21 protein-coding genes are annotated in these 19,260 nt (G+C 71.8%); 15 read left to right on the top strand and 6 right to left on the bottom strand.

The window, feature by feature from the left end:
* Positions 1–217: 217 nt before the first annotated feature.
* Positions 218–1,339 carry a PP2C family protein-serine/threonine phosphatase gene (locus ACWD4O_RS44860; protein WP_451288838.1) on the top strand — a complete coding sequence of 374 codons (1,122 nt, stop codon included), beginning with the start codon at positions 218–220 and terminating at the stop codon, positions 1,337–1,339.
* 132 nt (positions 1,340–1,471) lie between these two features.
* Positions 1,472–2,566 carry a magnesium and cobalt transport protein CorA gene (locus ACWD4O_RS44855; protein ID WP_451288837.1) on the top strand — a complete coding sequence of 365 codons (1,095 nt, stop codon included), beginning with the start codon at positions 1,472–1,474 and terminating at the stop codon, positions 2,564–2,566.
* A gap of 45 nt (positions 2,567–2,611) precedes the next feature.
* Here the strand turns inward: ACWD4O_RS44855 and ACWD4O_RS44850 are convergent, their stop codons facing one another.
* Entirely contained in the window at positions 2,612–3,259 is a 648-nt protein-coding gene (locus ACWD4O_RS44850; RefSeq protein ID WP_451288835.1) for a dihydrofolate reductase family protein, read from the bottom strand.
* A 92-nt stretch (positions 3,260–3,351) separates the two neighbouring features.
* A complete protein-coding gene (locus tag ACWD4O_RS44845; protein ID WP_451288834.1) occupies positions 3,352–4,101 on the bottom strand; it encodes a TioE family transcriptional regulator in 750 nt (249 codons plus the stop codon).
* 58 nt (positions 4,102–4,159) lie between these two features.
* Between ACWD4O_RS44845 and ACWD4O_RS44840 the strand changes: the two genes are divergently transcribed.
* The 6 genes from ACWD4O_RS44840 to ACWD4O_RS44815 all read left to right on the top strand — a co-directional run bounded on the left by ACWD4O_RS44840 (position 4,160) and on the right by ACWD4O_RS44815 (position 9,700).
* Positions 4,160–5,362, top strand: coding sequence for an erythromycin esterase family protein (locus ACWD4O_RS44840; RefSeq protein WP_451288833.1), 1,203 nt, complete (start codon positions 4,160–4,162; stop codon positions 5,360–5,362).
* Between the two features lie 100 nt (positions 5,363–5,462).
* Positions 5,463–6,023 (top strand): RNA polymerase sigma factor, encoded by a 561-nt coding sequence (locus ACWD4O_RS44835; protein ID WP_451288832.1) that lies wholly within the window; start codon positions 5,463–5,465, stop codon positions 6,021–6,023.
* Positions 6,020–6,862 (top strand): zf-HC2 domain-containing protein, encoded by an 843-nt coding sequence (locus ACWD4O_RS44830; RefSeq protein WP_451288831.1) that lies wholly within the window; start codon positions 6,020–6,022, stop codon positions 6,860–6,862. Before ACWD4O_RS44835 ends, ACWD4O_RS44830 begins: the two co-directional genes overlap by 4 nt.
* A complete protein-coding gene (locus tag ACWD4O_RS44825; RefSeq protein ID WP_451288830.1) occupies positions 6,859–7,704 on the top strand; it encodes an ABC transporter ATP-binding protein in 846 nt (281 codons plus the stop codon). The genes ACWD4O_RS44830 and ACWD4O_RS44825 overlap by 4 nt, the downstream gene beginning before the upstream one ends.
* A complete protein-coding gene (locus ACWD4O_RS44820; protein WP_451288829.1) occupies positions 7,701–9,098 on the top strand; it encodes a hypothetical protein in 1,398 nt (465 codons plus the stop codon). The genes ACWD4O_RS44825 and ACWD4O_RS44820 overlap by 4 nt, the downstream gene beginning before the upstream one ends.
* Positions 9,099–9,115: 17 nt before the next feature.
* Positions 9,116–9,700: a hypothetical protein gene (locus tag ACWD4O_RS44815; RefSeq protein ID WP_451288828.1), complete on the top strand. Its 585-nt coding sequence runs from the start codon at positions 9,116–9,118 to the stop codon at positions 9,698–9,700.
* Between the two features lie 73 nt (positions 9,701–9,773).
* Here ACWD4O_RS44815 and ACWD4O_RS44810 read toward each other — a convergent pair whose 3' ends face one another.
* Both ACWD4O_RS44810 and ACWD4O_RS44805 read right to left on the bottom strand, forming a co-directional pair.
* Positions 9,774–10,331 carry a hypothetical protein gene (locus ACWD4O_RS44810; protein WP_451288827.1) on the bottom strand — a complete coding sequence of 186 codons (558 nt, stop codon included), beginning with the start codon at positions 10,329–10,331 and terminating at the stop codon, positions 9,774–9,776.
* A gap of 278 nt (positions 10,332–10,609) precedes the next feature.
* Positions 10,610–10,795 carry a CGNR zinc finger domain-containing protein gene (locus ACWD4O_RS44805; protein ID WP_451288826.1) on the bottom strand — a complete coding sequence of 62 codons (186 nt, stop codon included), beginning with the start codon at positions 10,793–10,795 and terminating at the stop codon, positions 10,610–10,612.
* 131 nt (positions 10,796–10,926) lie between these two features.
* Between ACWD4O_RS44805 and ACWD4O_RS44800 the strand changes: the two genes are divergently transcribed.
* The 4 genes from ACWD4O_RS44800 (at position 10,927) to ACWD4O_RS44785 (ending at position 14,368) form a co-directional block, all read left to right on the top strand.
* Positions 10,927–11,748 carry an alpha/beta fold hydrolase gene (locus ACWD4O_RS44800; RefSeq protein ID WP_451288825.1) on the top strand — a complete coding sequence of 274 codons (822 nt, stop codon included), beginning with the start codon at positions 10,927–10,929 and terminating at the stop codon, positions 11,746–11,748.
* 117 nt (positions 11,749–11,865) lie between these two features.
* A complete protein-coding gene (locus tag ACWD4O_RS44795) occupies positions 11,866–12,549 on the top strand; it encodes a VanZ family protein (protein WP_451288823.1) in 684 nt (227 codons plus the stop codon).
* A 9-nt stretch (positions 12,550–12,558) separates the two neighbouring features.
* Positions 12,559–13,242, top strand: coding sequence for a response regulator transcription factor (locus ACWD4O_RS44790; protein WP_451288822.1), 684 nt, complete (start codon positions 12,559–12,561; stop codon positions 13,240–13,242).
* 22 nt (positions 13,243–13,264) lie between these two features.
* Positions 13,265–14,368, top strand: a complete 1,104-nt coding sequence (locus ACWD4O_RS44785) for a sensor histidine kinase (RefSeq protein WP_451288821.1) — start codon at positions 13,265–13,267, stop codon at positions 14,366–14,368.
* A gap of 55 nt (positions 14,369–14,423) precedes the next feature.
* Here ACWD4O_RS44785 and ACWD4O_RS44780 read toward each other — a convergent pair whose 3' ends face one another.
* The gene (locus tag ACWD4O_RS44780; RefSeq protein ID WP_451288820.1) at positions 14,424–15,371 is read right to left on the bottom strand and encodes a DMT family transporter; all 948 of its coding nucleotides are present in this window, start codon (positions 15,369–15,371) and stop codon (positions 14,424–14,426) included.
* A gap of 21 nt (positions 15,372–15,392) precedes the next feature.
* Here ACWD4O_RS44780 and pdxR point away from each other — a divergent pair, with 21 nt between their 5' ends.
* Entirely contained in the window at positions 15,393–16,970 is a 1,578-nt protein-coding gene (gene pdxR / locus ACWD4O_RS44775; protein ID WP_451288819.1) for a MocR-like pyridoxine biosynthesis transcription factor PdxR, read from the top strand.
* Positions 16,971–16,987: 17 nt separating this feature from the next.
* Positions 16,988–17,953, top strand: a complete 966-nt coding sequence (locus ACWD4O_RS44770) for a D-2-hydroxyacid dehydrogenase family protein (RefSeq protein WP_451288818.1) — start codon at positions 16,988–16,990, stop codon at positions 17,951–17,953.
* On the opposite strand, the gene ACWD4O_RS44765 is transcribed toward ACWD4O_RS44770, so the two are convergent.
* Entirely contained in the window at positions 17,940–18,467 is a 528-nt protein-coding gene (locus ACWD4O_RS44765; protein WP_451288817.1) for a hypothetical protein, read from the bottom strand. The genes ACWD4O_RS44770 and ACWD4O_RS44765 overlap by 14 nt on opposite strands.
* A gap of 149 nt (positions 18,468–18,616) precedes the next feature.
* Here ACWD4O_RS44765 and ACWD4O_RS44760 point away from each other — a divergent pair, with 149 nt between their 5' ends.
* Complete coding sequence (locus ACWD4O_RS44760; RefSeq protein ID WP_451288816.1) at positions 18,617–19,150, top strand: hypothetical protein; 534 nt, start codon at positions 18,617–18,619, stop codon at positions 19,148–19,150.
* Positions 19,151–19,260 lie beyond the last annotated feature (110 nt).

Here is a 19,260-nt window from a genome sequence, read left to right as displayed (position 1 = left end):
GCCGGGGCCACCGTCTCCGAGACCCCCGGCAGCCACGCCGTCTACGTCTCCCGCCCGGCCGTCGTGGCCGCCGTCATCGCCCAGGCAGCCCAAGGGACCAACGGCCAGGCCTAGGGTCGCCGCTGCGTCTGCCGGCGCGGTGCTCCGCCGGTCTGCCAGGAGTCCGGTCGGCCGTCGGCGGAGTCCACCGCCCGGGTGTCGGTGGCAGTCTTGAGGCATGGCCTTTCGACCATGGCTGGACTTGCGGCGTCCCTGGCGGCCGGGTCACGCACCCGCGCTGGTCGTGCTCCCGCTCGGGCTGATCGTCACGGTCTGTGTGGTGGATGTGCTGGCCCCGCCGCACATCCACCTCGGTCCGCTGCTGGTGGCGGCGCCCGCGATCACGGTGGCGTTCGCCGGCGCCCGCGTGACGGCGCTGATGGGGGCTCTCGCGGTGGCGGCCCAGGTGCTGATCGGCGTGCTCCGAGGGGTCCTGCCCACCGCCAACATCCAGGCCCAGATCGCCGCCCTGATCGTCGTCTCCATCGTCTGCGTCACCGTCTGCGTGGTGCGGGACCGGCGTGAGCGGCAGTTGCACCGGGTGCGGTCGGTGGCGGAGGCAGCGCAGAGTGTGCTGTTGCGGCCGCTGCCCGCACACACCGGCGCGCTGCGGATCGCCGGCATGTACATCCCGGCCGAGGAGGAAGCCGACCTGGGCGGAGACCTGTACGCGGCCGCACGGACCGCCCACCACAGCACCCGGCTCCTCATCGGCGATGTGCGCGGCAACGGCCTGGCCGCGATCAACAACGCGGCCCTGCTGCTCGGCGCCTTCCGCGCAGCCGCCCATCGGCAGGCCACCCTCCCTCGCCTCGCCGTCCACCTGGACGCCGCGTTCCGCTGGGACACCAGCCAGTGGCGATCACAGGCGGAGCAGGACATCAACGAGGACTTCGCCACCGCCACGCTGCTGGACATCCCCGACCACGATCCGGTGGTCCACCTCATCACCTGCGGTCACCCACCGCCGCTTCTCCTGCAGGGCAGTCACCTCACCCCGCTCATGGCCGAGGCGAGCCACCTCCCGATCGGCTTCGGCGGAGTCTTCGGCATCGCCGCCTACGAGGTCCAGACGTTTCCGTTCGAGGTCGGCGACCTGCTGCTCCTCTACACGGACGGCGTCATCGAAGCACGCGATGCCGACGGAGTCTTCTACCCCTTCACCGAACGCGTGCCCGAGTGGACCAAGGACGACCCCGACGAACTCCTGCGCCGTCTCCAGGACGACCTGCTGGCCTACGTCGACGGCCACCTCGACGACGACGCGGCCGTCGTCGCGATCCGCCGTCTGACCGTCTGACCGTCTGATCCCGCGCGCCGAATTCGTCCTGGCCGGTTCCGGTCCGCTGCCTTGCGCCCCAGGTCCAGGGGCTGCCGGTGCCCTTGTCGCCACCTGGCAGACTGGTCGGATCCCGGCGAAGGAGTACACCGCATGTCGATGGTCGGCAACCTGCGCAAAGTCGCCCGTCTCGCGTGGCGGGGACGGCGCGTGGACCTCAGTCACCCGGCCCGCTCCCCGCTCGGCTCGACCGTCGTCAACTGCGTCATCTACCGCGACGGCGTCCGCCAGGAGGCCGCTCCCACCGTCGAGGAATCAGTGGCCCGGGTGCGCAAGCGCGGGCACGGCTTCGTCTGGCTCGGCCTGCACGAACCCACCGAGACGGAGTTCGCGCGGGTGGCCGAGCTGTTCGGCCTGCACCCGCTCGCCGTCGAGGACGCCGTCCACGCACACCAGCGTCCCAAAGCCGAGCAGTACGGCGAGGTCCTGTTCGCCGTCTTCAAGACCGTCACCTACGTCGAACACGCCGAACTGACCGCGACCAGCGAGGTCGTCGACACCGGCGAGATCATGGTCTTCACCGGCCCCGACTTCGCCGTCACCGTCCGCCACGGCCGCCACGGCTCCCTCGGCCCCCTGCGCGAGGACCTCGAAGCCCGCCCGGATCTGCTGGCCAAGGGCCCCTCCGCCGTTCTGCACGCCATCGCCGACCACGTCGTCGACGACTATGTGACCGTCGCCGACGCCGTGCAGAACGACATCGACCAGGTCGAGACCGACGTCTTTTCCCCGCACAGCCCCCGAAGCGCCGACGCCGGCCGCATCTACCAGCTCAAACGCGAGCTCCTCGAACTCAAGCGGGCCGTGGTCCCGCTCGCCCGCCCCGTCTACCGGCTCGCCACCGAACCCCGTGCCTGTGTCGACAAGGAGATACAGGCGTACTTCCGGGACGTCGCCGACCACCTCGCCCGAGTCACCGAGCAGATCACCGCCTTCGACGCCCTGCTCGACTCCATCCTCCAGGCCCACCTCGCGCAGGTCACCGTCGCCCAGAACGAGGACATGCGCAAGATCACCGCCTGGGCCGCGATCGTCGCCGTACCGACGATGGTGTGCGGCGTGTACGGCATGAACTTCGAGCACATGCCCGAACTGCGCTGGCGCTTCGGCTACCCCCTAGTCCTCGCTGTCATCGCGACCGCCTGCTTCGTCATCCACCGGGGGTTCAAGCGCAACGGGTGGCTCTGATCCGCCCCGGGCCCGACGCGCCAGATGCTCACGGCTCAAGGAGGCTCAGCCGCCCGTACGGGTGAGCGTCATATGCGTGACTCCGCTGGGTGAGGAGGCGGCCTCGAGCTCGTAGTCCTTCTCGATGCCCTCCAGGCCGTCCCAGAGGCGCACTCCTCGGCCGAGCAGGATCGGGGCCACCACGACGTGCATGCGGTCGACGAGCCTGTCGGCAAGGAAGTCGCGGATCACGGTGGGTCCGCCGCCGATGCGCACGTCCAGGTCGCCCGCGGCCTCGCGGGCCGCCGCGAGCGCCTCGGCCGCAGACGCGTCGAGGAAGTGGAAGGTCGTGCCGCCTTCCATCTCGATCGACGGGCGTGGGTGATGGGTGAGGACGAAGGTCGGTGTGTGGAACGGCGGGTCGGACCCCCACCACCCCTTCCACTCCGGGTCCTCGTGCCATCCGGGCGGGCCGAACTTCCCGGCGCCCATGATCTCGGCGCCGATCCCGGGCGTGAACTGCTGCGCGAAGGCGTCGTCGACACCGCCGGTCCCGCCGGGTCGGCCGGTCATCTCGTGCCAGAACCGGGTGGCGAACATCCACTCGTGCAGCCTTTCGCCGGCGTGGCCGAACGGCGCGTCACGGCTCAGGCCCTCACCGGTGCCGAAGCCGTCGAGCGAGACGGAGAAGTTGTGGACTCGGACGAGTGACATGGCGGGCGACTCCTTTCCTTCCGTCCGTCCAGTCTCGTCGGATCAGCCCGCTCATGGCACCCGGAGGCTCGGCGGCCGTCATCGCTGCGCTCTCATCCGCGCCGCCGGAGGTATGCCTCCAACTCGGCGGCTCCGGTCAGCATCGCCCGCCCGCGGGTGGACAGCCGGCCGTGCCAGTCGCGCAGGGCGGCCTCCAGCGGCTCCAGTCCGCCGGCCTCCCGCACCTGGGCGATCAGCGGGGCGATCTGCTCCAACAGCTGGCCGCCGCGCCGGAGTTGGTGGGTCAGCCGGGCGTCCCGTACGTCGGCGTCGTCGTAGACGCGATACCCGGTCTGCGGATCGCGGCGCGGGCGGACCAGCCCGGCGTGCTCCCACTTGCGCAGGGTCGCGGGCCGGATGCCGAGCTGCTCCGCCAGCGGCCCGATGAACGTGCCGCCGGGCACGCCGGGCACGGCTGGATCTGCCTTCGCACCGGGGCCGGACGCCGTGGTGGGCTCCAGGCCGCCGAGGGCGCGCTCCACCGCCTGGAGGGTCCGCCGGTCGTCGAGGAGTTGGGCGTGGCTCTCGTCGATGAGGCGGAACGCCTCCTCGGCCGCGCCTCGGTTCACCGCCCGCATGATCGACGTCGCCGTCCGGTGGCCGTGGCCGGGCAGCAGGGCGAGGAACGCCCGCAGGGCCTGCGCGTGCAGCGGGGTGTAGGTGCGGTAGCCGTGCGGTGTGCGATCGGCGGCCGGAAGGATGCCCGCCTCCTCGTAGTTCCTGATGGCCTGCGTGGACAGACCGTGCGCGCGCGCCAGATCGACCGGCCTGAGCCGCTCACCGGTTTGAAGGTTTCGTCCCATGACCCCGCCGATATCACGAAAAAGCTTCAACCGAAAGTTCAACGATACCGTTGAAGGCATGGCTACCGACCTCAAGGAAACCGCCCGGGCGATCGATGCCGCCGCCGTCATGCGGCTGCTCCCGGCCCGGCCACGGCTGCTGGCCCTGGGCGAGCCCACTCACGGCGAGGACTCCCTGCTCGACCTGCGCAACGGGCTCTTCCGGCAACTCGTCGAGGAGGAGGGCTACCGGACGATCACGATCGAGAGCGACTGCATGATGGGCCTGGTCGTGGACGACTACGTCACCACGGGCACGGGCACCCTCGACGAGGTCATGGAGCGCGGATTCAGCCACGGTTGGGGCACCTCCGCGGCCAACCGCGAACTCGTGCGCTGGATGCGCGCCCACAACGACGGCCGGCCCGCGTCCGAGCGGCTGCGCTTCGCCGGCTTCGACGGCCCGCTGGAGATCACCGGAGCAGCGAGTCCCCGGCAGGCCCTCACCGCACTCCACGGCTGCCTCGCGGCCCAGGTGGAACCGGACCTGCTGCCCTGCACCGCGGACACGCTCGACCGCCTGCTCGGCACCGACGACCGGTGGACCGATCCCGCCGCGATGACGGACCCGGCCCGGTCCGTGGGACAGTCGGCCGACGCCGGCCGACTGCGACTGCTCGCCGACGATCTGGTGGCGCTGCTCGACTCACAGACACCGCACCTGATCACGGCGATCTCGCAGGAGGACTGGCGCCGGGCGCGCCTGTACGGGCGCACCGCCACCGGCCTGCTGCGCTACCACCACTGGACGGCCGACACCTCACCGGCCCGTATGACCCGGCTGGTGGGCCTGCGGGACCAGATGATGGCCGACAACCTCCTCGCCCTCGCCGAACGGGCCCCGACACTCGTCCACGCCCACAACGCCCATCTCCAACGGGACCGGAGCAGCATGCGGATGGGCGGCCTGCCGCTGGAGTGGTGGAGCGCCGGCGCGCTCGTGAACGTCCGTCTGGGCGAGGAGTACGCCTTCCTGGCCACGGCCCTCGGCACCCTCCGGCACCAGGGAGTGGACACCCCGCCGCCGGACACCGTCGAAGGACTCCTCCACGCGCTCCCGCAGGACCGCTGCCTCGTCGACCCCGCCCGGCTGGCCACCGCCCTCGGGGACACCCGGCCCGCGCCCCGCGTGTCCCCGTACTACGGCTACGCCCCGCTCGACGCGGCCCATCTGGCCGGATACGACGGGATCGTGTTCGTCAGGGACGTCCCGAAGACGTGATCACCGCGTTCCGGCGCGCCCGGATACCCCAAGGCTCGCCCGTGTGGCGGGGATCACATCGGCGGGAAAACCTGCGGCTCGGCTCGGGCGTCTAGCCGGTGTGAGATCAGTCAGAGGAGCGCTGCACGAGTGGGACGAGGAACGCCTCGTCCGGCTCGTGGCGAAGGGCGACCGTGCCGCCTTCGAGGAGTTGTACCGGCGTACGGCGCCGTGGATGACGGTGCGGCTGCGCCGCCGGTGCGCGGACGAGCAGATCGTCGCGGAGGTCATGCAGGAGACCTACTTGGCGGTGTGGCGCGCGGCGGGTGCGTTCGCGGGAGCAGCGGTCGGCGGGACGGCCGTCGGCTGGCTGTGGACGATCGCGACGCGCCGCCTGGTCGACGCGTTCCGGCGCAGGGCGCACTACGCGGAACCGCCGCCGGCCGCCGCGGTGCCCGAAGCGGCGCCCGCCGCGGAGGAGGAGGCGCTCGCGGCGACCGTCGGCGGTCATGTCGGGGACGCGCTGCGGTGCCTCGCACCGGAGTTGAGACAGGTACTGCAGGCCATGGTGCTCGACGGGCTGTCCGTCCGGGAGACCGCGGTCCTGCTCGGGCTGCCCGAGGGCACGGTCAAGACCCGTGCCCGCCGGGCCCGGATCGCGATGCGGAGGGCGCTGGCGTGAGCGTGGAACATGCGTCGATGCGGATCATCGAGGGCTACGCGCGCGGCGGCGCGGACCTCGCCGCCGACGAGGTGTGGGCCGTGGAGTCCCATCTGGAGACGTGCCGGGTGTGCCGGGACCGGCTGTCCGCCGCTGTCGGCGCCGAGGCGCCCGCCGTGGCGTCCATGGTCGACACCGTGTGGTCCGGCCTCGAACCCCGGCTGGCGGTCACCGCCACGATGCCGCGCGGACGGCGCTGGTCGGCACGGCTGTCGAGGTGGATGACGCCCACGATGGTGCCCTGGCTGGCCATGGCCGTCGGCGTGACGCTGCTGGCCCTGCTGCTCGACCTGGCCGACGCAGGATCCGGTTCCGGTTCCGGTTCCGGTTCCGGCGAGGTGTCGCTGGTGCTGCTGTTCGCGCCGGTCCTGCCGGTGCTCGGCGTCGCGGCGTCCTGGTCGCGCGGTCTGGACCCGGCGTACGAACTGACGGCCTCGGTGCCCAGGGCCGGGCTCTATCTGGTGCTGCGGCGCACCGCGTCGGTGCTCGGCGTGGTCGTCCCCGCGCTGCTGGTCGGCGGATGGATGACGGGGGTGATGGTGGCTCAGTGGCTGCTGCCCTGTCTGGCCTTCACGGCGACGACGCTGGCACTCGGCGGAGTCGTCGGGGTGACCCGCGCCGCCGTCGCGCTGGCCGCCGTCTGGGCCGCCGTCGTCGTGGCGCCGACCCTGGCCACCAGCCGTACGACCTTCGCCCTGCAGACGGACGGTCTGCCCGCGTGGGGGCTGATCCTCGCACTCGGCATCGGCGTCGTGATCGCCCGCAGAGACGCGTACTCCGTACTGGGAGCCCATCGATGACCAAGAGAAAGGCAGGACACGACATGACGTCCGCCGTGAGCGCGGCCGACATCGCACCGACGGCCTACGCCTGGGAGATCCAGGCCACCGGGCTGAAGGTCAGGGTCGGCAGGAAACGGATGGCCGTCGACGGCCTCGACCTGTCGCTGGGCACCGGAGTCCACGGACTCCTCGGCCCCAACGGCGCGGGCAAGACCACCCTCATCCGGACCCTGGCCACCGTGCTGCGCCCCAGCGAGGGCACCCTGGAGATGCTCGGCGAGTCCGCGGGCGGCATGGGCGAGCACCGTGCGCTGCGCCGCCGGATCGGCTACCTGCCGCAGGAGTTCGGCTACTACAAGCGTTTCACCGTGCGCGAGTTCGTCGAGTACATGGCGTGGCTGAAGGAGGTGCCGAAGGCGGAGATCCCCGGGGCGGTGCAGCGCGCCGTGGAGCGGGTGGGTCTCGCGGACCGCGCCGACGACAGGATGAAGGCTCTCTCCGGCGGCATGGTGCGCCGGGTCGGCATCGCCCAGGCCATCGTCAACGACCCGACGATCCTGCTCCTGGACGAGCCGACGGCCGGTCTGGACCCGGCGCAGCGGCTGCGCTTCCGCGAGCTGCTGCAGGAGTTGGGCACGGACGCCTGCGTGCTCGTCTCGACCCATCTGGTGGAGGACGTCGCCGCCGCCTGCACGGACGTGGTGCTCTTCGCCGAGGGGCGACTGGTCTTCCAGGGCACCCCGGACGACCTGGCGGCGGCGGGCGGCCCCGAGCACCCGGGCGACAGCCCCCTGGAGCGCGGCTACTCGGCGCTGCTGCAGGGCCCCGACCGCGCCGGTCAGGGAAGGGGCGCCTGGTGAACATCCGCGTCCTGCGCATCGAGCTGAAGCGCTCCGTCGCCCCCTGGGCCGGCGCCGTGACCCTGGCGGCGCCGCTGGCGTTCCTGTACCTGCTGAACGGCGCGTGGTGGACGGGCACCACGGCATGGACGGCCCAGTGGACGTCCATGGCCCTGTGGACCCGCTCCCTGCTGTTCTACCTGTGGCCGATCGCCGTCGGACTCGGGGCGTTGCAGGGTCTGCGCGACCACCGCTCGAAGATGTCCGAGCTGCTGACGAGCACGCCGCGGCCCGCCCGGCACCGAGCGGCCGCGCTGGCGGGCACGACGGCGTTCACGCTGGCCTCGGCGTTCGCGCTCCTCGTCCTCGTGGGTGGGGTCCAGGTCTTCGCCAACACCGAGTACACGCACCTCGGTTGGCTGCCGATATCGCTGGTGGGGGCGCTCTCGCTCGTCGCGGGGGCCGTGCTGGGCATGGGGGCCGGGCGAGCTCTGCCGTCCGTGCTCACCCCGCCCGCGCTGGCCATGGGCGCCTTCGTGTTCACGGTCCTCATGCAGTTGTCGTTCGGCCGGACGGAGACGGTCACGGCGGCGGGGATCACGATCACGGAGCCGAACCGCATCTCGCTGCTGTCGCCGGCGGTGCAGGAGGTGCGCGACGTGCTCGTCACGCTCTCCGCCTCCGTCCACGTCGGTCAGACGATCTGGCTGCTCGGCATGGCCGCGACGGGCTTCGCGCTGCTGGTCGCCGCGACCCCGCGCACCCGGGTGATCTCCCTGACGCCCGTCATGGCGGGCGCGGTGATCGCCCTGCTCGTCCTCCCGTCGGACTCGCGCCGGATATATGTCGTCGACGAGGCCGCCGCGGAGCTGGTGTGCGACGGCCCGGTGTGCGTGACGAAGACGCAGCAGGGACGACTCGCCGACCTCGCGGGTCCCGGCAGAGAGGCGCTGCGCGCGCTGCGGGGCGCCCTGGGCGGCGGGGCGCCGGTCTCGGTCCGGGAGAACGCCGCCCTCCCGCCGGAAGGCGCCACCCCGCAGTGGTCCCGCACGACCTTGCTCATCGACTTCGACGACGACATCCTCGCCGCCGCGAAGGGCGAGGAACTGACCTGGGCGCTGATCGCCAAGGGCATGGTGCCAGGGTGCACCCCCACCGGCTGGACCAGCTTCGGGTCGGATCAGTACGCGCAGAGCGTCGCGCTGGGCTGGGTCCTCGGGGACCTCAAGCCGCTTCCCGGCACGTTGTCGGCGCGTTCGCGCGACGAGGTCGACGCCGAGGCCCGCCCGGTGTGGAAGAAGCTCGAGGCGCTGCCGCGGGCCGAACAGCTCTCGCGGATCGCCGCGATGCGCGCCGCCGCGTTCTCCTGCGAGGGCGATCCGTTCGAGGTGCTGTCCGCAGGTGCGTCCCGGTGAGCCGGAGGTGCGGCCAGGTGAGATGGCTGACGCTGTACGCACGCTCGCGTCAGGTACCCGCGTCGCTCGCCGCGGTGGTGATCAGCGCGGTGGCGGTGTGGGCACTCGCCGGGGGCGGGGGAGAGGGGCCCGGTGATCCGCGCCTGTCCGTGCTGGTCCTCGCCACCGGGGCGATGGCGGCCTCGATCGGGCTCAGTGGGCAGGACCTCGCGCTGGACCGCACGGCCGCGATCCGCTGGGCGCCCCGCAGGGCGGCGCATGTGCTGCTCGCGGGCGCGGTCGTCGGCACGGTGCTGCTGACGGTGCAGCGCATGGGCGGGGACGGCGGGAACATGGACACCGCCGCGTTCGTCGTCCGGGACAGCGCGGGCCTGATGGGACTGGTCGCCCTGGGCGCGGCGGTCTCGGGCGGCCAGTACGCATGGACGCTGCCGTACGCCTGGCTCTCGTTCTCGTTCTTCGCGCCGCCCCCGACGAGTGCGCCGACGCAGGTGGCGACCTGGATGCTGCTGCCGGCCGATGCGGCAGCGGGCACCTGGACGGCCCTGTTCCTCACGGTCGCCGGCACCGCGGCCTACGCCGTCGCGGGACCGAGACGGTAAGCGGCGGGACCCCACTGTGCCGACGGCCCGGCCACCACAGGGCACGCGAACGGCAGGTGCTGGACGGGAGGGGTCAGGCGGCGCGGGAGAGCGTCGCCTGACCGGCCGGGGCCGAGGCATGGGCCACGGTCGCTTGCACGGGTCCGGGCACGGGTCGGGGCACGGGACGAGGGGCGGGGACGCGGGCGGTGGTGGCGGCGGCCTGCGAGCGGTTGCGCGCGAAGACGACGAGCCGCAGCACCGCGAACCGTGCGACGCCGGCGAGTGCGGAGGCCGACAGGTAGACCACCTGCTCGAGCACCGCACCGGGCGCCGCCACGAGCTGCTGCAGGGTGAACATCGCCGCGCAGGTCACCGCGTACGCGGCCACGGCGGATCCCGCCGACTGCGTGTGCTGGTGCCAGGTCGCGTGCCCGCCCGCGCCGAAGGTGAAGCGGGCGTGCAGCTCGGTGGCGAGGAGCGTGGAGACCACGCTGATCAGAGCGTTGGCCAGGGCCCAGGGAAGCCAGGCGGCCAGGGCCGCCACGGCGAAGCCGGCGGCGAGCCCCACCCCGCCGCCGCAGACCACGAAGCGGGCGAAGGCGGTGAAGGCGCCGGGCGCCGCCTGCTGCCGACTCTGCGCCGTCTCCATGATCCGACCCCCTTGACCGCTCACCCCGCGAAACGCGCACCCTCTCGGCCCGGGAGGCCTTGGTCCGCTGTTTCCTGTGATGGAAACGCTACGTTGCATTCATAGAGCTGGCAACGAATTTATTGCACACGATCACGGTCATTGCAGGTGAGAGTCGAGAAATCGTTGCAATGTGTCGCGAGTAATGCAACAACTCTGCGTCTGGTCGTTGCGATGAGCTGAGGGTGAACGCTATGGCTGAAGCCTGAGGCGCCGTTCGACCGTCCCGTGCCTGCGGGTCAGGCGTTGTTTCCGCGTGTGCGTTGGTAGTGCAGCCGCGCCTTCATCCTGTTGCCGCATACGGCCATGGAGCACCAGCGGGCGCTGTTGGCTTTGCTGCGGTCGAGGACGTACAGGCGACAGTCGGGATTGGCGCACGGCCGCAGACGGCCGGGCATGGCCTCCTGTACGGCGTCGAAGAGCATGACCATCTCCACCGCCAGTCGCCGCTCCCGCGTAACTTCGATCTCCCACGAGATGCGCTCGGAGGAGATCTGCGGGCGGGCGGCGACCGCGTCGAGGAGCGGCGCGAGCGAGGCGGCGGACTCTTCGCCTCGTGCGACGGCTTGAAGGGCGGCGCGCGCCTGTTCACCACCGGAGTGCTGTTGAGCAGCTCCAGCGGAGCGTTTTCCGTGACCTGATTCCGCGGCTGGCGGACCGGTTCCGGCTCATCGCCCCCGACCTCCCGGGATTCGGCCGGTCCGACATGCCCGCCCGCGCCGACTTCGACTACACGTTCGACAACATCGCCGACGTGATCGACCGGTTCACCGAGGTCCTCGACCTCCGGCGGTTCGCGGTCTACGTCTTCGACTACGGCGCGCCGACCGGCTTCCGTCTGGCGGTCCGGCACCCGGAACGGATCGCGGCGATCGTCTCGCAGAACGGCAACGCCTACGAGGAAGGGCTCAGTGACGGCTGGACGCCCATCCGCGCGTACTGGGAGGACCGCTCGCCGGCCAACCGCGAGGCGCTGCGCACCTTCCTGGACCCGCAGACCACGGTGTGGCAGTACACGCACGGGACACCCGACCCCGAACTGGTGTCCCCCGACGGCTACAGCCTCGACAACTTCTATCTGGCCAGGCCGGGGTCGGACGAGGTGCAGCTCGACCTGTTCGGCGACTACCGGTCGAACGTCGCCCTGTATCCGAGGTTCCAGGAGTACTTCCGGACGTACGCTCCGCCGACGCTGGCGGTGTGGGGACGCAACGACCCGTTCTTCCTCCCGGCCGGCGCGGAGGCGTTCACGCGCGACAACCCCCGCGCCGAGGTCCGATTCCTCGACACCGGCCACTTCGCCCTGGAGACGCACGCCGACGAGATCGCCGCCGCCGTCCGCACCTTCCTGGCGAAGGCCGAATTCACGGCCTCGTGACGAACGTCCGGTCGAGGCCGGTGAGTCGCACCGACTTCGGCGATACGTGACGGCTCTCGCGGGCGTATCGAAAATCGCATACGCCGCCGCAACGGCCCGCCCTCTCCAATGGGGGCCATGAACCACAACGCATCCCTGTCGGGACCGCTCCGCCGCACGCGCGGGATCGTGTTCCTCGGCCTGGCGATCCTCGGCATGGCGAGCGCCGTGTTCGTCGTGCGGGGGCCGCTCATGATGTCCGCTCCGCGGTGCGTGGCCGGGCGGTGGCACGGCTGCCTCGACACGTTCAACGGTGTGGTGCTCATGACGTTGGTCGCACTGCCGTTGGCCGTGCTGACAGCGTGGGCTCTGGCGCACCGTCGGCGGGCCGCCGGTGTCGCATCGGCGTGGCCGATGTCGCTGGCCGAGGTGGGCATGGTCCACGGAACGGTGCCGTTCCTGTGGCTGACCCTGATGCCGGGCGCCGCGCCCGGCGTCGCCCCCGCCCGGGTGAGCCTCGTACCCCTGCGGGACCTGGTCACGATGGGGCCGCTCGGGATCGTCGGCAACCTGCTGGTCTTCGCGTCCCTGGGGTTCTTCGCCCCGATGCGGTTCGCGGCGCTGGCGTCGGCGCCGCGGATCCTGGCGCTCGGGGCGGGCTGCTCGGTCCTGGTCGAGACCGCACAGTACGTCCTGCAACTGGACCGGGTGTCCTCCGTGGACGACGTACTGGTCAACGCCGTCGGCGCCCTGCTGGCCGGACTGGCGTCGCGCCGCTGGTGGCGCACCGCGCATACGCCGGCGATATGGTCCGCTGCCTAGGCTTCGGACATGCGCGTACTGATCGTGGAGGACGAGCCCTACCTGGCCGAAGCGGTCCGTGACGGTCTGCGGCTGGAGGCGATCGCCGCCGACATCGCCGGCGACGGCGACTCCGCCCTGGAACTGCTCAGCGTCAACTCCTACGACTTCGCGGTCCTCGACCGCGACATCCCCGGCCCCTCCGGCGACGAGGTCGCCCGGCACATCGTCGCCTCCGGCAGCGGCATCCCGATCCTCATGCTCACCGCCGCCGACCGCATCGACGACAAGGCCTCCGGGTTCGAGCTCGGCGCCGACGACTACCTCACCAAACCGTTCGAGCTGCGGGAGCTCGTCCTGCGGCTGAGGGCGCTCGACCGCAGACGCGCGTACGCCCGGCCCCCGGTCCGTGAGATCGCGGGCCTGCGGCTCGACCCCTTCCGCCGGGAGGTCTTCCGCGCCGGACGCCATGTCGCCCTGACCCGTAAGCAGTTCGCCGTCCTGGAAGTCCTCGTCGCCGCCGAGGGCGGGGTCGTCAGCGCCGAAGAGCTGCTGGAACGGGCCTGGGACGAGAACGCCGACCCCCTCACCAACGCCGTCCGCATCACCGTCTCCGCGCTGCGCAAACGGCTCGGCGAACCATGGATCATCGCCACGGTGCCCGGCGTCGGCTACCGGATCGACACCACCCACTCCGGCGGCACGCATGAATAGACGCCTCATGAACAGACGCCTCATGGGCAGACGCGCAGGGCGCAGCGCCCGGCTCAAGCTCACCCTCAGCTATGCCGGATTCCTCTTCGTCGCCGGCACTCTCCTGCTGGCCGTCATGTGGGTGTTCGTGCTGCGCTGGCTGCCGACCGACGACCCCAGGGCCCTCCAGGAGCGGTACGGCGCCGTGATCATCGTCGGGCCCAACCGCTCCGACCTCCTGCGCGGCTTCGCCCCCGCTGCGGCCACGGCACTGGCCTTCCTCCTCGTGTTCGGCCTGCTGGGAGGATGGATCCTGGCCGGCCGGATGCTCGCCCCCCTCACCCGGATCGCGGACGCGGCACGGCGGGCCGGGAACGGATCGCTGTCCCATCGGATCCGTATGAAGGGCCGCCAGGACGAATTCCGGGAACTCTCCGACACGTTCGACTCGATGCTCGACCAACTCGAATCGCACGTCGCCGAGCAGCAGAGGTTCGCCGCGAACGCCTCCCACGAGCTGCGCACCCCGCTGGCGATCTCGCGCACGCTCCTCGACGTCGCCCGCAAGGACCCCACGCGGGACCGGGGCGAACTCATCGAACGCCTGCACGCTGTCAACACCCGGGCGATCGACCTCACCGAGGCCCTTCTGCTGCTCAGCCGCGGCGACCGCGCAGACTTCGCCCGCGAGAGCGTCGACCTCTCCCTCGTCGCCGAGGAAGCCGCCGAAACGCTGCTCCCCCTCGCCGAACAGCGCCGGATCACCCTCGACGTCACCGGCGGAGCGGCCCGGACCAGCGGCTCCGCGGAGTTGCTGCTGCGAGTGGTGACGAACCTCGTCCAGAACGCCATCGTCCACAACCTCCCCGCCGGCGGCACCGTGACCGTCCACACCGAGGCGCACGGCGACATGAGCGTGCTGCGGGTCGAGAACACGGGCCGTCGGCTCCCGCCGGAACTGGTACCGACCCTCACCGAACCCTTCCGGCGCGGCACCGAACGCGTACGCACCGACGAGCACGCCGGCGCCGGCCTCGGCCTGGCCATCGTGCACAGCGTCGTCCGCGCCCACGACGGGACCCTCGCCCTCGCCCCCCGCCCCGCCGGCGGCCTCCTCGTCACGGTCCGGCTGCCCAGCACGCCGTAGACGTCGTCGGAACGCGCGGCGGATGCGAGTGCAGTGGGCCGCCGACCGGCCGGCGCTACCTCGAGCGCACCGCGGCGGGCGGGGGATCCGCCTGGGCCGTGCGGTCGACGTCCGCGATCGTTTCGGCAGACACGTCTCGTTGCCGCAGGCCACCGACCAGACCTGCGATCACCACGGCGATGCCCAGCCATACCCACGGCCCCGGCACACCGACGCCCGAGACGGCACCGACGGCCGCCGCGGCCAGGGGCGCGATGCCGGTCAGCAGCCCCGCTCGCCCCGCCCCGACGGAGCGGACCGTCGAGTACCACAGGACGAAGGCGACCGCCGTCACCATCAGCGCCAGGTAGCCGACGGCCGCCCACTGGACCCCGGACAACTGCCGTACGGCCGAAGGCCCTTCCCGCGTGACGCCGAGCACGGCCAGCAGCAGACCGCCCAGCCATGTCGCGTGCACGGACACCCCCCACGGGGTGTGCCGGGGCAGCACCGGCACCGCGAGCAGCGTGAACGCGGCCTCGCAGGCCAGCGTGAGCGCCGCCCAGGCAACCCCCACGGCATCGGTACGACCGGTTCCCTCCACCAGCACCGCGCCCGTCATCACGACCGGCGCCGCCAGCAGGACCTGCCGGCTAGGCCTGCGTCCCTCCAGCAGCGGGCCCACCACCCCGAGAACCAGGGGCACACACGCCACCGCGACGGCGACCACCGCGGGCTCCGCATGCGCGACGCCCCGGACCACGGCCACGTTGAACAGCACCAGACCGGTGACCGCGAGCCCGGTCAGCCACAGCCACTCCCGTCCGCGCGGCCACACCAGGCGAGCACCGGCGAACCGGGCGACGACCAGGAGGATCACGGTCGCGGCCGCGTACCGGACGGCCTGGGCGGTGAGCAGCGGGGCGTCGACGAGCGAGTGCGAGACCGAGACGCTGCTGCCGACGAGCACCATCCCGACCATTCCCGGGATGAGCTGGGCGAACCGAGTGGAAGGTGTGTCCATGCCGTCCACCCTGCCGTCACAATGGACGCCATGGGCAGGTCCACAGAGCTATCGGTCAAGGGGTCCAAAAGGCCGGACGCGAAGGCGACCCCGGCGTCCGACCCGGCGTTCGACCCGGCCTCCGTCGCGGGGGTCGGCTCGGACTTCCTCCAGTTGGACATCGGCCAGGCACCGTCCGGCGGGCGTACCGCCTGGCTCGCCGACCGGCTGCGGTCGGCCATCGCCGACGGCCGGCTGCCCATCGGAACACGGCTGCCCGCCAGCCGGGTGCTCGCCGAAGAGCTGCAGGTCACCCGTGGTGTGGTCACCGAGGCCTACCGGCGGCTGGCCGAGTCCGGTCAGATCGCCGGTCGCGGCCGGCTCGGAACCGTGGTCGTGGCGGCTCCCGCCGCGCCCCGCGAACGCGCCCCGGGCGCGACGGAGACCGGGCCGGCGTTCTTCGGCTCGGACGACCGCGAAGGCGTGGTCGACGCGCTGCGCGCCCTGCCCTGCCGGATCGATCTCTCGCCGGGCGTCCCCGACCTCGCCGCCTTCCCCCGCACCGAGTGGCTGCGCGCCGAGCGTGCCGTCCTCGCCGGGGTCACCCCGGCCGACTTCGGCTACGGCGATCCTCGGGGCGCCCTCGCGCTCAGACGGGCCGTGGTCGGCTGGCTGGCGCGCAACCGCGGCATCCGCGCCGACCCGGACGAGGTGGTGGTCGTCGCGGGTGTGGCACAGGCCCTCGGTCTGCTCGGGCAGCTCCTGCGGGCGGACGGGATCAGCCGTATCGCCGTCGAGGACCCCGGATCCCTCGGAGCGCGCCAGCAGTTGGAGTACGGCGGCCATACGACCGTCCCCGTCCCCGTGGACGCCGGCGGCCTGGACATCGCGGCGTTGCGTGCCAGTGGCGCCCGTGCGGTGCTGCTGACTCCGGCCCATCAGTTCCCCACCGGTGTCGTCCTCGACGGGGAACGCCGTCGCCGACTGCTGAGCTGGGCGGCCGAGGGCGGGGTGGTCATCGAGGACGACTACGACGCGGAGCACCGCTACGACCGGCCGCCGGTTCCGGCGCTGCGCTCGCTGCTGCCCGAGGGCGTCTGCTACGCGGGCAGTGTGTCCAAACTGCTCGCTCCCGCGCTGCGGGTCGGCTGGCTCCTCGTACCACCGGGGCGACTGGACGCCGCCGTGACCGCCAAACGGTACGCCGACCTCGGGAACGGCATCCTCACCCAGCTGGTCCTCGCCCGGCTGATGGACTCCGGGGAACTGGAACGGCACCTGCGCCATGTCCGGCTGCGCCACCGCCGACGCCGGGACGCGATGCTGCGGGCCGTCGAGGCGCACCTGCCCGGCGCCCGCGTCCACGGGGCGGCCGCCGGCCTGCACCTGATGGTCACCTTCGACGACCCGCGCGGCGGCTTCCGCGACACCGACCTCGCCTCGGCCGCCCTCGCGCAGGGCGTCAAGGCGCACCCGCTGTCCTGGCACCGGATCAGCCCCGGCCCGCCAGGCCTGGTGCTCGGCTACGCCGCCGGCCCCGCCCACGAGATCGAGGAGGGCATCGCCCTCATCGGCGCCGCCCTGCGGAACCTCCCCCGCACCCGGCGTGCGGACCGATGAAAGGCAGAATTGCCCGCATGACTCTCCACTGCGCCGTGCTGGACGACTACCAGGGCGCCGCCCTCACCCTGGCGGACTGGAGCCGCCTCGCGGACCGGGTCGAGGTGCGCACCCTGCGCGAACACATCGCCGACCGGGACAAGCTCGTGGCCGAACTCGCCGACTGCGAGATCGTCGTGGCCATGCGCGAGCGCACCCCCTTCGACGCCGATCTTCTGCGCCGCCTGCCCCGGCTGCGCCTGCTGGTGACCACCGGCATGCGCAACGCCTCCATCGATCTCGCCGCGGCGGCCGCCCAGGGCGTGACCGTCTGCGGCACGGCGAGCAGTTCCACCCCGCCCGTAGAGCTGACCTGGGCGCTCCTCCTGGGTCTGGCCCGGCACGTCACAGCCGAGAACCGGGCGCTGCGCGCAGGCGGCCCCTGGCAGTCCACCGTCGGCCAGGACCTGCACGGCCGGACCCTGGGCCTGCTCGGACTCGGGAAGATCGGCACCCGGGTCGCCGGCGTCGCCACCGCCTTCGGCATGGAGGTCCTCGCCTGGAGCGAGCACCTCACCGCCGAGCGAGCGGCCGACGCAGGGGTCGAACCGGCCGCCGGCAAGGAGGACTTGCTGCGGCGCAGCGACTTCGTCTCCGTCCACCTGGTGCTGTCCGACCGCACCCGGGGCCTGCTGGGCGAACCGGAACTGCGCGCTATGCGTCGGCACGCCTACCTGGTCAACACCTCCCGCGCCGCCATCGTCGACCGAACGGCACTGCTGCGCGCTCTGCGCGAGGGCTGGATCGCCGGGGCGGGGCTCGACGTCTTCGACACCGAGCCGCTTCCCGCCGACGACCCCCTGCGCTCCCTGCCGAACGTGCTCGCGACCCCGCACCTCGGCTATGTCACCGAGCAGAACTACCGCACCTTCTACACGCAGACGGTGGAAGACATCACGGCCTTCCTCTCCGGCACTCCGGTCCGGCCGCTCACGGCCGGGTGAGCCGCCGTCGCTCGTCATTGACGGCGGGCTGTTCCAGCACCGAGGGATCGAGGAAGGCCGGGCCACAGGGGGTAGCGCTCTGGAGCATCTCGAAGAACCGGCTCTCGGCCGGCCGCAGGCCCGCCACCGCCTCGGTCAGGTCCCGCGCGTCGACGAACCGTGCCTCGCTCTTGTCGACGGACAGCACCGCCAGCCATCCGGTGGCGTCGGCGGGCCAGAGGTTGGCACCGGTCTCCGCCCAGAACAGCACGGTGTCCTCGGCGGACTCGGACTTGAACTCCCCGGCGGCGGCGAACATGAGCAAGGCGGTATGGACACTCCACTCGCGATAACCGAGGTGGAACAGATATGCCTCCAGCGCTCCGTCCCGGTACAGCACAACACAGTCCGGGGTTTTACCGTCGTAGGAATCCGCGATCCGTTCCACGAAGAACTCGCGGGGCGTCATTCCCGTGCCGAGGGGGTTCCACTCGGTGTCCGCGCGACGGCCGTCCCACAACCAACCGTCGAACATGTCGGCAGGGTTCACGATCCTGCTCAGGTCCGGTATCGGCGTGCTCAGCCAGGCCTCGAACCCTGCCCGTGACATGGGAATGCGGGTCGCCACCATAAAACTGTCCGACACGATTTTCCTCCCCTTCTCTTACTTTACTCGGAGACGCCATGGATATTAAATACTCGCCCATCGCGGAACTCAACCTGCTGAAGGACCTGCAGGACAGGATCGGCTACGAGAATTTCGCCGACGGATTCGGTCTCACGGGATACGGGGACCTCTCCGGTCTGGTGGCGGGCTGGTCGGACGACCCGGAATTCACCGACCGGCTGATTCCCTTCGCGCAGGCCACCGGCGGCGGCTCGTTCTACGCGCTCTGGAAGATCGACGACCGGACCGATCAGGGCACCCTGCCCGTGGTCGTCTTCGGCGACGAGGGCGGTCAGCATGTCGTGGCCCGCCATGTGCGGGAGCTGTTCCAGCTTCTCGGTTTCGACGCGGAGATCACCGTCGACTGGGAGCGGGCGTACTTCTACCGCGACGAAGACGAGCCCCACAGCGACGGTCACGACGCGTATGCGGCCTGGCTCGACCAGCACTTCGGGCTGCCCGTGGCGAAGGACCCCGACGCCGTCCTCGCGGTGGCGCAGGCGGAGTGGGGGCAACGGTTCGCGGACTGGGCCCGGCCTTTCCTTCCCTGACCGCGCCCCGGCTGGTTCACCCCGGACGGCGGGTTCGCCCCGCGACCGCTGGACCAACTGGTCGGCGAGGAGATGGGAGCCGCCTGGGCCGAGGAGTTCGCATGCCGGAC

This window comes from Streptomyces sp. NPDC002623 (genome assembly GCF_053592635.1).
This window is presented reverse-complemented; position numbering and strand designations above follow the sequence as displayed.

Excerpts from the sequence above, each read along its gene's own strand:
- ACWD4O_RS44860 (WP_451288838.1), top strand. The coding sequence starts at position 218 with ATGGCCTTTCGACCATGGCTGGACTTGCGGCGTCCCTGGCGGCCGGGT.
- ACWD4O_RS44785 (WP_451288821.1), top strand. The coding sequence starts at position 13,265 with ATGGGCAGACGCGCAGGGCGCAGCGCCCGGCTCAAGCTCACCCTCAGC.
- ACWD4O_RS44770 (WP_451288818.1), top strand. The coding sequence starts at position 16,988 with ATGACTCTCCACTGCGCCGTGCTGGACGACTACCAGGGCGCCGCCCTC.
- ACWD4O_RS44850 (WP_451288835.1), bottom strand. The coding sequence starts at position 3,259 with ATGTCACTCGTCCGAGTCCACAACTTCTCCGTCTCGCTCGACGGCTTC.
- ACWD4O_RS44840 (WP_451288833.1), top strand. The coding sequence starts at position 4,160 with ATGGCTACCGACCTCAAGGAAACCGCCCGGGCGATCGATGCCGCCGCC.
- ACWD4O_RS44855 (WP_451288837.1), top strand. The coding sequence starts at position 1,472 with ATGTCGATGGTCGGCAACCTGCGCAAAGTCGCCCGTCTCGCGTGGCGG.
- ACWD4O_RS44845 (WP_451288834.1), bottom strand. The coding sequence starts at position 4,101 with ATGGGACGAAACCTTCAAACCGGTGAGCGGCTCAGGCCGGTCGATCTG.
- pdxR (WP_451288819.1), top strand. The coding sequence starts at position 15,393 with ATGGACGCCATGGGCAGGTCCACAGAGCTATCGGTCAAGGGGTCCAAA.
- ACWD4O_RS44810 (WP_451288827.1), bottom strand. The coding sequence starts at position 10,331 with ATGGAGACGGCGCAGAGTCGGCAGCAGGCGGCGCCCGGCGCCTTCACC.
- ACWD4O_RS44805 (WP_451288826.1), bottom strand. The coding sequence starts at position 10,795 with ATGCTCTTCGACGCCGTACAGGAGGCCATGCCCGGCCGTCTGCGGCCG.
- ACWD4O_RS44825 (WP_451288830.1), top strand. The coding sequence starts at position 6,859 with ATGACCAAGAGAAAGGCAGGACACGACATGACGTCCGCCGTGAGCGCG.
- ACWD4O_RS44760 (WP_451288816.1), top strand. The coding sequence starts at position 18,617 with ATGGATATTAAATACTCGCCCATCGCGGAACTCAACCTGCTGAAGGAC.
- ACWD4O_RS44765 (WP_451288817.1), bottom strand. The coding sequence starts at position 18,467 with ATGTTCGACGGTTGGTTGTGGGACGGCCGTCGCGCGGACACCGAGTGG.
- ACWD4O_RS44795 (WP_451288823.1), top strand. The coding sequence starts at position 11,866 with ATGAACCACAACGCATCCCTGTCGGGACCGCTCCGCCGCACGCGCGGG.
- ACWD4O_RS44790 (WP_451288822.1), top strand. The coding sequence starts at position 12,559 with ATGCGCGTACTGATCGTGGAGGACGAGCCCTACCTGGCCGAAGCGGTC.
- ACWD4O_RS44780 (WP_451288820.1), bottom strand. The coding sequence starts at position 15,371 with ATGGACACACCTTCCACTCGGTTCGCCCAGCTCATCCCGGGAATGGTC.